The 11,727-nt window shown below is 56.8% G+C and carries 6 protein-coding genes; all 6 read right to left on the bottom strand.

Going from position 1 to position 11,727, the window contains the following annotated elements; all coding sequences use genetic code 11:
* Positions 1-30: 30 nt before the first annotated feature.
* Positions 31-399: an IS66 family insertion sequence element accessory protein TnpB gene (gene tnpB / locus CXF87_RS18170; protein ID WP_101147662.1), complete on the bottom strand. Its 369-nt coding sequence runs from the start codon at positions 397-399 to the stop codon at positions 31-33.
* On the bottom strand, positions 399-716 hold the full coding sequence (tnpA, locus tag CXF87_RS18175; RefSeq protein WP_062374215.1) for an IS66 family insertion sequence element accessory protein TnpA: 318 nt from the start codon (positions 714-716) through the stop codon (positions 399-401). The genes tnpB and tnpA overlap by 1 nt, the downstream gene beginning before the upstream one ends.
* 491 nt (positions 717-1,207) lie before the next feature.
* Entirely contained in the window at positions 1,208-2,434 is a 1,227-nt protein-coding gene (locus tag CXF87_RS18185; RefSeq protein WP_101147663.1) for an McrC family protein, read from the bottom strand.
* Complete coding sequence (locus CXF87_RS18190) at positions 2,431-5,079, bottom strand: McrB family protein (protein WP_101147664.1); 2,649 nt, start codon at positions 5,077-5,079, stop codon at positions 2,431-2,433. The genes CXF87_RS18185 and CXF87_RS18190 overlap by 4 nt, the downstream gene beginning before the upstream one ends.
* Positions 5,076-9,320 carry an Eco57I restriction-modification methylase domain-containing protein gene (locus tag CXF87_RS18195; RefSeq protein WP_101147665.1) on the bottom strand — a complete coding sequence of 1,415 codons (4,245 nt, stop codon included), beginning with the start codon at positions 9,318-9,320 and terminating at the stop codon, positions 5,076-5,078. Before CXF87_RS18195 ends, CXF87_RS18190 begins: the two co-directional genes overlap by 4 nt.
* Before the next feature lie 64 nt (positions 9,321-9,384).
* A complete protein-coding gene (locus CXF87_RS18200) occupies positions 9,385-11,724 on the bottom strand; it encodes a helicase-related protein (RefSeq protein ID WP_232774958.1) in 2,340 nt (779 codons plus the stop codon).
* Positions 11,725-11,727: the final 3 nt, after the last annotated feature.

An 11,727-nucleotide genomic window follows, 5' to 3' on the forward strand; every position in this document is an offset into this window, starting at 1 on the left:
AAAACAACGCCCTGACACACTTAAAAAGTGCTACCCAACGCTCTCATAATGCAGGGTTTTATGGTCCTGCAGCAGGGTGATGTCGTAGCCGTCCAGCAACCAGTTGATCTGCTCGCCGTTCAACGGCATCAGCTCATCCGACGGGCCCGGCCATTTGAATTTTTCCTCGGCCAGGGACTTGTAGTAAAGCACAAAGCCGTTGTCTTCCCACATCAGACACTTAATCTTGTTGCGCTGCCGGTTGGTGAAAGCGTAAAGCGCGCCGGAGAACGGGCTGTGCCCCAGCTCCTGCTCGACAATCAGCGCCAGCCCATTGGCCTGCTTGCGGAAATCGACAGGCTGTCGATACAGGTAAATCTCCGGCAGGTCCCAGGAGGGGCGAAGGTACCGGTGGCGCATTACAGTTGCCTCAGCACGGCACCGAGCAACTCCACATTGCCAGCGTGCAGGCCGGTGATCGAGACGCCGCCGGGCAATGACACCGTTAATCCTTCTGACGACTCCGGACCAGGCACTGCCGATACCTTGGCAAAGCCGGGCGACGACACGGGTTGCTCCGGAAACGACGCCTCCGGTTCGGTCAGCTTTTTACGCCAATAAACAAAGCGGCAATAGGTTAGTGACTGCTGTTGGCAGTAGGCCATGCCGGACAAACCGGATGCCTGCCAGTCTTCGATACGTTGCTGCCAGAGCCGTCTGCGTTCGATGTGTGTCATGCTGATTCCTCCTGGTGTTTATGAGGAAATCAGTGTGGGCAATTTCAGGGCGTGGCTGTAGGTGCCGATTTACGGGCGCTTACAAAGATTCTGTTGCCTGGGCGGTTAGGTCGACCACGAAAGCGTAGCCAGTATATCGTAGCTGACAAAGGGTACGGCAGCGATGCATTGCGACATTACTGCACATGTTATGGCTTGCGCCCAATCACTTTGCGGCAGCCAAAGCTGAACTTGATCGAGATCTTGTGGCGACAGATCAAATACTATTGGCTACTCTTGGGAGCCTATCTCTCATTTGATCGGCTCTGCGGTGAAGTCCAATCGCTTGCTCTAGGATTACGGTTTGGGGCGCACGATTAATTATGCATAATCACTTAGGAAAAGCGCGACGTCACCCCCTGATTGAGTAGCTCTATACTTTAGATCCTTCGGCAATTGCACAAGTCAGTCGCGTTTCAGCATTTTTCCAAGCCTATTGAGGCGAGTGGTCCTCACGTCGCCTCAATCGCTATATCTACTGGTTTTCCGTCAACAGCAACGGATTGAAGTAACACATTGCTGTTGATGGAGCCTGCCAATTGCAAAGCATACGTCTTACCTGGAGGCAAAAATGTTTGCTCCGGGTAGAGTAGTCCTACTGTGGCACAACCGTAGGTGCTGGCGTAGGCGTTGACTTGATAGAGGTCTGCGGCGGAGAGTGACGAGAGTGGATCCTGATTAGGCAAACGCTTCCACTTGGTATCCAAGATAGTCACCGGGCGCTGGTTTTTATCGAGAAGCGCGATATCAGGACGCATGAGTACTCGGCCTTTGCCGTGCTCGTCACTGGCGAGGTAACGCCTAGGTCGCTGCTCTACAAGCCGAAGCCCTTGGCGGCGAGCGAGCGGCCTTAAACGGTTAGCCGTGTAGCGCTCAAATAGACGGTTCATGTCGAAGAGCAGGCTGAAGGCTTGCTGGCTTCCGGAGCGAGCATCGAGAAACTGCCCATCCAGAAATAGGTGAGCCAGCGCGACCAGTGAGGCGTAGCGAGTCTGCATCCTGTTGAGTTGATCGACTGCGGGTCCTCGCTCTTGGAACGCCAAGGTACCGACGTGACCGAAACGCATGCGCAGCGCATGAAGCTGCTGAGCCAGCAGGGGGCTGGTGCAAAGGGGGATCACTAGCCGCAGAGCGCTGTGCAGCAAGCGGTTAACCGGAATATCAGCGACCAATTCGCTGTACCGACAGGCCAGCCGCTGTGGCTTGAAGAGGTTCTCGCGTTGCTGGCGCACCAGATCAATGCGTCCACGCACCTGATCCAGAGTGTCGTCAATGTCCCGGTAGTCGCGTAGCAGGCCCTGCTGCAACTGGCGTTCTAACAGCCGGGCGAAATGACTTATGAACAGATCCAACAGGGTGGTTTGGCTGGTCGCCAGCCCTGCGCCCAGTGTGTCCACTCCCACCAAGTCGCCGGCGTAAGCGAGCATGGTTAGTAGGGTGTTGCGTTGCTGGGCTTCGGTCTGGTAGGGAGTCAGTTTGGGCAGCACCTCCATCTGGAGTCCGTCCACCTGGACGACACCGCAGAACTGGGTAAACTTAACTCGCCGGTGGCCCCACTGTAAGCAGCCGGGCGGGAGCACGCTCTCAACCGTGGCCAGCGCCTCAGCCTCAAGTGGCGATAGTGAGTACCCCTCGCCGATATCCAGCCAGCCATGTTCAATGGCGGTCAACTGCCTCATGCTTCGCCTTCCAGCGACTCGTAGATTTTTTTGATGGCATCAGCGGTGATCTCATTAGGTGCTTTGACTTGATAGTCGGGCCTCTCAAGCATCAGGTCATCGCTACCCGGGAAGAGTTGGGTTGGGTCAAGAATGGTAGCGGTAATTAGCTGCTGTTCACTGTTAGCGCCTTCATCGGCCAGAACGCGGCGGATCTGGCGCCAGTCGTCGTAGAAATACTCTGCCAACATAGGGATGATGTCGTAGACCATGACCCGGCGCAGAGCGTCGAGATCCTTCACCTCCGTGAAATAAGCGTGCCCGAAGGTTTGGTCGCGGTGCAATAGGTAGCGCAGACGTAGGTTGATGGCTTGTAGCAGGGCGCGCAGGTTAAGTAGCTCGCCCTCGCCATCGGGGATATAGCCGTCTCCTTGGCTGCCAGGAATTCGCATGGGCTCCGGCATCAGCTCCTGAAAGTGGAAGCGTCGGCGCAGCGCGGCATCCATCAAGGCAATGGAGCGGTCAGCGGTGTTCATGGTGGCGTAGATATCAAGGTTCTTGGGCACACCGAAGCGCTCACCGGAATAGGGCAGTACCAGCTCGATTCCCTCAACCAAGTGGCTTTCCTGATCCCACCAAGCACGCTTGTCAGGCTCGATCAGAGTGATTAGTTCGCCAAAAATACGTGAGATGTTGCCGCGATTGATTTCATCGATGAACAACGCATAACGCTGGTCAGGGTCTTGGCTGGCACGCTGACAGAACGTCTTGAATAGCCCGTCGCGAACCTCATAGCTTATACCGCCACCTTCGGTAGTCTGCGGGCGTATCCCCTCCACAAAGTCTTCGTAGCTATAGGATTGGTGGAAGGTGACCGTTAAGTGGCGCTTGATGCGGGCGTCATCACTGGCGGGACCCTCCTGGAGCTGTGCGAGCTTCTCGCGTAGCCCTTCCCCGGCTTCGTCCCATTCGCCGGTCAAGATCCAGCGTCCGCCATTTTGTTTGTCGAATATCAGTGGTGAAATTCGCTTCTCGGCTGCAGTCTGAACCGTTTCCGATTCAAGTACCGTGTGTTGCTGTAATGCGCCCCAGCAGGTCTGACGTAGGTGAGGGTTATTGGCCCGCCCTTGTACCCGGGCCTTAGCTTTGAAGAAACGATGAATTAAAAGCTCATTAACAGTGGCGATACCGCCCAGGTCGGCAAGTGCCAGGGCGATAGCCTCCCACCAGGAGGTGCTCGCCAGTTCTTCCTCCAGCCACTCGCCGGTGGGTGCTCGATTAGCCTGGCTCTCGTAGCGGGGCATTAAATGGGTGTGCAAGTGGTAGGTCTTGCCCGTACCGGGTGGGCCGTAAAAGATTATGTTTACAGGGCGTGCGATCTGAATAGCCTGCTGTTTGGGGGTGTTGGGCCTGGCGGCAGATACCTTTACCTTAGGCAGTTTCTCCCACAGCTTGCCGACCAGCTTGGCCGAAAGCGATTTGATCTCGATACCAGAGCCCTGAGGCGACCATATTTGACCATCGGTTGTGCCTCCTTGAAGGTCAGCCATGCTGATATAGGCATCTACCTTGGGGTCACGCAGGTCAGTCAGGATGATATCCACGCGTCGTATGGTATCGCCGTTGGCGGCGCGATTGGTGTCGTAATGGGTATCCTCGTAGGGGGCCGATGCTATGTTCCCGCGAGCGATCAAACCACGCGGTTCCTGCCCCACTCGCACCAGGTAGAAAGTATCGCCCTCGCGCAGCTGGGTGGAGGCAGTGCGCCACGGTATGGTGACGTTCTCGCCGCTGGCGATTTTCAGGCGGTCGTCCTGAAAGGATTCCCAATGCCAACGCTCGGGGTTCCAGGCCATGAGCCAGGTGCCGGGAGTAGGGCGCCACTGCTCTAGCCAGGGGGTGTCATAGAAGTCCACCTTGGTGACGTGCTCCTGCTCTAGTCGCTGGCGCAGGGCTAGTAGCGCCTGGTCGACCTCGCGCTCTGAGAGTTGGCGGAGTCGGTGCTTCGAGAGGCCTTCGAAGGCCTCTAAAATCTTCTCCTTGTCGAGGCTGATGGATATGTACTCAAAGCTGTCCGGGAAGAGTAGGTAGTTGAGGATATGAGTCAGCTGGCGGTTGCCGTCGCGACGTACGCTAGCCATCCAGTCCGCAAAAGCCCAGGGAGCTTGTGTCTGGCGCTGCTGTTGATCGGCCGGGAGTGACTTGAAAGCGCGCAGCAGGTCGATCAGAAATACCAACTCGCGCCAGCGATGAGTATTGAAGCCGGTGCCTGTGCTGCCCACTCCGCCGAGGCTCTCGTCGTCGAGTCCAGATGCCTGCTCGGGGAAGGGCTCATCACTCAGCTCCCAGATTTCCTTCACCATGCGGCGTTTTGTGTCGGGCTTGATATTGCTCGAGAAAAGCAACAATAGCCAGTTGAGTTCGGCCATCAGCTGGATGGCCTGTGGAGAGGTATCGGCCAGCTGAAGTGACAGCTTGTGTACGAAGCTGTCTCCTCCCTCGATGGGGTTCTGGGTGAAGCTGCGGTTCAGCTCCTCAAGGTTTTCGAGGTTCCAGAGTCTTGTATCGCTGAAGAGGCTGCCATTTTGAAGAAGGCAGTTTTCCTTCCAGCGCTCGGCAGCGGCGAGCAGGTGCGTTGTCTCGTGTTTGTGGCTATAGCGGCTCATGCCAAGACTTCCTCGTCGTTCGCAAATTGGATGGCAAGAACATCAAACGCCTCTAGCACCTGGCGCTGGGTGCGGTATTCGCCAAAATTGGCGATTTCTTTACGCTTGAGGCCGGGGAAGGTAACAGAGGGGTAATCAGGCCCCATGAGATCAGCCGGGTCGAGGATATAGCGCAGCTCATCGCGGGTTAGGCCGTAGAGATGGGCGTAGTAGGCATCGAGCTCGCAGCGCAGTTGATGGCGGCGCTCTGGTTCCCAGCCGAAGGGTATGCCCTCGTAGCCGAGGTCTCGGGCGAAAGGTGCGAGGTCATGGCTGGTATAGGTCAGCTCCAGCACCCGCGGGACGATATAGTCGAGGGCTTCTTCGTTGTAGGCATCCGGTGGTAGTACCGGGAGCTGCTTGATGATGAAGAAGTTCAAGTTAGATCCGCCGATTTTGTGTCTTGTTACAAAATCGAGGACCAATACAGATATATTTGCTTGTAATGTCGCCAGTAGCTTCGGGCTTGTGGTTGAAGGGAACTCGAGAACAGGGAGGCTATTTCCTACTGAGCTTAACGGAAAGACCCCACCTATGAGGGTTCTTTCATCCGTAGAACGACAGATTCCTCTTACACCCAGCATGTAATGAGGGCATCTGGTGGGGAGTAGAGCCTCTACCAGAGCGAAGCGATCATTATTCCCCTCGAAGCGCCCCAGCCATTCGTCCAATTGTTCGTCCGGCATCGGGTGCGCCTCAGCAAGTTCACGGGCTTCGAGGCCGGCCCTGGTCTCCTCTGCTTGGTCGAAGAGGCTGCCAGTAGCGCCCTGTTTGACCACCTGCTTGCCGAGCAGACGCGAGGCGTGGTCGGTCTCATTGCGTACCAGCAGCAGGCCGGTGAGCCAGGTGCGCAGGGCCTTGTCGAGCTTGTCGGCGTCCGCTTTCTTGAGGTTCTTGATCACATCCTGGGGGACATCGGCGGTACGCAGTATCACCTCCCACTCGTTGACCCAGTAGCGGGGCAGGGGGGCGAAGTCCGGGTCGGCCTTTTCTCCCGGCGTGGCGTCGCGAATCTCCTCGCCGCCGTTATCGTAGGTGGCGAAGCGATGGTCGTAGTGGTGAACCATCTTGGCTTCGTAGAGCGGCAGGTAGCGGTTTTCGCTCTGGTGGAAGCGGTTGCCGTCGAGATAACCACCCTGAGCGCGCAGGTCATCTAGCCCAAGGAAGAGGCCGCTGTCGTTCGACATGTCAAAGAGCCGCGAGAAACTTATGCCCCACGGGTTCTGCTCAGGCGCTTCTTGGATAAGCACTGGCGCCTGGCGGTAGAGCTTGCGGGTCAGCTCGGCATCGCGCTTGGAGCGAAACACCGGGCAGGTGCGAGTGTTGGGGTTAATCAGTGCGAAGTCGTCCGGCGTGAGCTGGAAGTGACGGTCCTCGTCGTGCAGGTGCTCGATGCGGGTGGCGAAGAACATCAGGTCGGCGACTTCTACCTGATCGGCAATGGTCAGCAGCGAGAACTTGTAGCTGCGGTGAACACCCTGAAATAGCCCTTCTCGGTTTTCGAAGTCGTAAAGGCTGGCGAGGCGATGACCGGTGCCCAGCGCATCGAAGTAGGCCTTGGTGCTATCGTCGGTAGCAATGCCGGTGGGCACGATGATGCCGGCACGGCTGCCACGCGCGATCAGCCTGAGCGCCAGCTCGGCGAAGAGGGCATAGAGGTTGACGTCACCGGTGCCGGTAAGCGGGAAGCGCCCGCCCTTGCGCACGAACTGGCTGGAGGCCTCGGCGGAGTGGCGGGCCAGCTGGAACTCGGTATGGAGATGGCGCTCTGCGGGACTTTCGCTATCAGCGAGTGCCTGGATCATGCGGCCGCGGGCGGCGGCGTTGCGCGCTTCGGCAATTTCTGAGGCGCGCACGGCGAAGAACTCCTTCTCCTGTAGCTTGATGCGCTCCCAAGGCGGGTTGCCCAACACCACATCAAAGCCTGGGAATTCTCGCTCGAAGACCTCCGGGAACTGCAGTTGCCAATGGAAGAACCGGTTTTGCTCGGCGCGCAGACGAACTTCAGCTGCAATACGCGGGTCGAGCTCATCACGGTTAGCGGCCATTAGCGCCTCGTTAGTGATGATGCGATCTTTAAAGCTGGCATTTTTGGGAATGAAAAAGGCCGCTGTCCAGAGATCCTGAAGTAGACGGGCACGTCGGGCTTCGGGGCTCTCCTGGGCCGCCTCCCAGCGCTGTCGCTTTTCGGCGATCTCCTCCAGAGACTCCTCCGAGAGCTCTTCTACAGCTGCGAGCTGGCGACTGTTGATGCGCAGGTCCACCGCCAGAGTGTCGGCCATGGCCTTGTTGCTCTTACGCAGCCTCTTGAGCAGTTCCTTGTCGTCGCCTTCGATGGCATCGAAGGCTTCTTGAGGGATGCCGTGCTCTAGTACGGCTGGGTCGAACACGCCCACTAGCGCATTTCCCGCTTGGATATGGCTTTCTAAAAATGTCAGTGGTTTGCCGGGTTCGAGCGCTTCCATCCATAGTGCGGTGCGGCACAGCTCGATTGCCATGGGATTGACATCCACCCCGAAAATGCAGTGCTGCACCACATCGCGCAGGGCATGCTGGAACTGTTCGGGTGTGGGCTCGCTTTCTTCTGCGTCCAGCTGGGCAACTTCACGCGCCAGGGTACGGGTAGCTGCCAGCAGGAAGTGGCCTGAGCCACAGGCCGGATCGATAATGCGCATACTCAAAAGAGCATCGCGGGGCTGGTGGTGGTTGTCTTTCAGCCGCTGGGCAATCACCGGTTTTAAGGTGGACTCGATAAGCGATTGCACCAGCACATCCGGTGTGTAGTAAGAACCGGTTAGCTTGCGCAGGTTGCCTGCAGTGGTTTCGCCGTCGTCTAAGCCGACAAAGCGGAATTGCCACGGGCTTTCACTAATGGCAGGCACCAGCTCCAACAGTGCCTCGTAGACAGAGCCTAACTCTTCGGCATCCATGTTGGCGTAGTCGGTCGCTACCAGGGTTTGGGTGGTATCACTGCGGTGCCAAGTTAAGGCGCGAATGGCAGTCAACAGCGCACGGTTGTCTAGCTGGCAAGCATCTAGATGCGGGCACTGTTCGTCACCAAACAGCCCACCTAGCGGCGGTAGCGCTAGCAGGAGTTGGCCATTCGCGAGCCCAGCGAGTGTGTGCTGTAACGTGACCCAGAGGTCATGATGGCGCGCTTCAAAACGATGGGTTTTGCGCGCAGCTTGGCGCAAGGTTTCCAGGCTGTATCCATCGCGATAGCGCTCAATAGCTAGCGAGTCGCTATCGGCAGGGTGGAGCAAATGGCGAGCTTCGGCACGCAGTAGAAACAGCAGTCGATACACAAGGCGCAAAAGTTCTTGATAGTAAGCGTGGGCATTGAGAGTGCCGTCGCTGAATTGCCGGCGCAGGGCGATGTTTTCTGGGTGAGCAAGAAAACCGCTGCCGAGGGCTTTAAGAGCATCGGTAACGCCCAAACGCAGCTTATCAAGCAACCGTTCGCCTTGTTCTTCGGCCTGCTCTCGCCACTTTTCCAGCCAGCAGTGATTAGGTTGTGCGGTATCTGTATCGCCTTGTGAAGCAAACCTACTGGCGTGCAGCAGTAGCCAGAGACGTCGAAAATCCGGCAGTCGCTCTTCCGTAAATAGCGTGGCCAGTTCAATCTCGATATAAGCCGGGCGCGTCATTGAAGGGTTATCACGCAGAATGCGCAGGCGCTGCCCATCACTGACGATGCCCCACAACGCTTCATCTGTCGCGTTCAAGTACTCCTGAACAAGCCCGGTGGGGCTACGTTTTCGCCCCTCATGCCCAAAGCGAGGTAGGGCAGTATCCAAGGGCTTGTCCCCCGGCGCACAAATCACCAGCGGCACAGCGCCCCCGAAGGCGAAGTGGGTGATAGGGAAGTGGCGTTCGCCAATAACGCAGGCGTGTTTGCATTCATGTAAATCAGTAAAGCCAAATACCTGAACGAGCAGATAGTGCATCCAGGATTGAGCAGTCGCGATAGGGTCGGCTAGGTCTTCACGCTGGCGCTGTTTATCGAAACTGGCCCACTGGGCCTGAGCGATACGCCAATAGCGGCCTATCTCGTCACGAAGCGTTAACCCTTTGGGTATCTGATAGTCGCCTGGTTTCTGACCAGGCAGCTGCAGAGCATCCAGCTGATTGAACAGGTCAGCCGGCAGCAAGCCACCTTCCAGCCGAAAGATCGCATCCTGAGTAGCATCCCTGCGCTTCATTTCAAAAGCTCCTGCATGTTGGTCAAACGGATTTGGCTAACAGCCGGTTTATTGCGTTCGTATGTCAAAATGCGACCTCCGGCATCAGCACATAAACACCTAATACATCAATGGGTAGCTGCGGTTTGACCTCGAATGAACCGCGGCCGTGACGTTCGGCGTCACGGACACGACGGTGATCCTTGAGTAACTGCTGACCATGCTCTTGCCCGATGTGATCAAGTGCCTTTTGATGGGTATCTAAGTGCTTTAGTGCATTGCTAACGGCACGCTCACGCACTGCTGGGGGGGTATTCTGTGTGGCCTCAAGGGCAAACCAATCGACAGCCTCTTGGGTGGTGAGAGAACGAGGAGGATGTTGGCCATCCAGAACCACCGTAACAGCTTCTTCCGCTAGCATCTCGCGGCGTGTGCCTTCTCTTACTAGCGTGAGATTGGTGCGCATGCGAAGCAGGGCAATCACGACGCGCTCCTTGACATGAGCGGTGGTAATGGCGCCTGCTCGGCGTGCAGGGCGTTCGATTTCACTATCGCTTGCTTCCAACGCTCGTTCGGCAAGTTCATCAGCTAATACGGTAACCAGTGGGTGACTGCGATGAATGTAGGAAGTGCCCCGGGGTAACGGCATGGCAAAACCAATATCCCTCAGGTTTGTGATGCCGTGGCTTTCCAAGCGCTGGCTAATGGCGCGGGGTAAGGCGTCCCAACTAAGGTGGTAGCGACCATCTGCTTGTTCTGATAGTGGTGCTCGCAGCGCGCTTAGGGATTGCTTGATGAAGCGCTTTACGTCCTGCTGGCTTCCCAACACCTCTTGCATGCGCTGCCATTCCGGTAGCACCTCCTCTGGCCTGATGGCCTGTTGGGCGAAAATGGTACGATTGCGTTTGGCTTTATTCAGTGCGCTTTCCCAGGTGACGTCTACGTGGTTGGCAAGGTCGTCGACGCTGTGCGAGGGTTCATCAAAGCCAAGCCCCATTTGACTCATTCCGCTGTCCGCGCCGCGGGTTAGTAGCACTGTTTGCATAATGGCCTGAGTGATGCGGTTTTCATCTTCTGGCATGGGAACGCTGACCCCAAGCGCCTTGCGAATGGCCTCGGCCTTGCGCAGGATCACGCGGAGTACGGCACCGTCGACAGGGTTGTTATCGCCATAGAGCATCAGTGCTTTCACGGTAGGGGAACGTTGGCCAAAGCGGTCAACACGGCCCTCGCGCTGTTCATGACGGGTGGGGTTCCAAGCTAAGTCATAGTGAATCACCGCATCAAAAGCGTCTTGTAGGTTGATACCTTCAGAAAGACAGTCCGTGGCTACCAGCAATGCAGAGCCTTGGGCTTGAGTAAGCTCCAGTACACGCTCTTCACGCTCGGCTGGGTGTAGCTCCCCTGTTACGCAACCAACGCTGTGCGATGGAAAACGCTTATGCAGCTCTTCTGCCACGTATTGCGCGGTGGCAATGTAGCGGCAGAAAACGACCGGTCGATACCCCTCTTTAAGCATGGGCGTAAGAGTGGTGACGAGCTGTTTCAGCTTTGGATCTTTTTTTGGCCCATGTAAATCAGCCGCGCGCTTTAAAAAGCTTTCCAGCAGCGGGATATCTTCAAGATGAGCATCAGGCTCCAAGTCGTCCTGAGTATCATCGCTACTATCGAGAATTGTTCGGTTCGCTTGGTTATCCAGCTCGCTAATTGTAATACTCTCTTTTTGCGAGTTATGAATACGGTTTTTGAGCGTGCGCACTGCTGCTGCCGGTGAAGATGAAATGCAGCGCAGCAGCGCTAACGCGGCCCACCAGTGCAGGCGCTGGCTAACGTGATCCAGGCTTTCGGCACGATCGACTAGCTCACGGGCGTAATCCACCACGTCCTGGAACAATGCTTGCCATTCACCCTGCATCTGATAAGCCGTTTCGCCGACGCTGCGCTCAGGGAACTGAGTGTTATCACGCCACTCGGCAATATCCTGGCGGCGGCGCTGTACGAGGTGATTGGCTAGCTGCTGCCTCAGTGGGTTGCGAGTATCATCCAACCGTTCTAGTTGGGCAAACTCAGGCTTTAAGAGGCCAAGTAGGCTGCGGAAAGCTTGATCATCCCCACTATGTGGCGTGGCGGTCAGTAGCAGCATGTGGCGGGCTTGATTCTCTGCCAGGCCTTGTAGCAATGCATGACGCTGGTGGCGAGATTGTGCGCTGCTTTGAACGCAAGTGTGGGCTTCATCGACGATGACAAAGTCGGGGCAGCTATTGAGAAATTCATCACGGCGCCGGTCGGACTTGATGTAGTCCAAGCTGACGACAGTAAAGGGGTACTGCTGGAAGAGTGACTCGCTCTGTAAAAGCCCCCGTTCCAGGCGCGCCGCAGAGTGGCGGCTGACTATTTCTGGGCGAAGATGAAATTTTTCGGCCAATTC

The sequence above is a fragment of the Halomonas sp. MES3-P3E genome, from assembly GCF_002836035.1.
Taxonomy (GTDB): domain Bacteria; phylum Pseudomonadota; class Gammaproteobacteria; order Pseudomonadales; family Halomonadaceae; genus Vreelandella; species Vreelandella arctica.

Bases quoted from the DNA above. Each gene is read 5' to 3' on its own strand.
- CXF87_RS18185 (WP_101147663.1), bottom strand. From the start codon at position 2,434: ATGAGGCAGTTGACCGCCATTGAACATGGCTGGCTGGATATCGGCGAG.
- tnpB (WP_101147662.1), bottom strand. From the start codon at position 399: ATGCGCCACCGGTACCTTCGCCCCTCCTGGGACCTGCCGGAGATTTAC.
- CXF87_RS18190 (WP_101147664.1), bottom strand. From the start codon at position 5,079: ATGAGCCGCTATAGCCACAAACACGAGACAACGCACCTGCTCGCCGCT.
- tnpA (WP_062374215.1), bottom strand. From the start codon at position 716: ATGACACACATCGAACGCAGACGGCTCTGGCAGCAACGTATCGAAGAC.
- CXF87_RS18195 (WP_101147665.1), bottom strand. From the start codon at position 9,320: ATGAAGCGCAGGGATGCTACTCAGGATGCGATCTTTCGGCTGGAAGGT.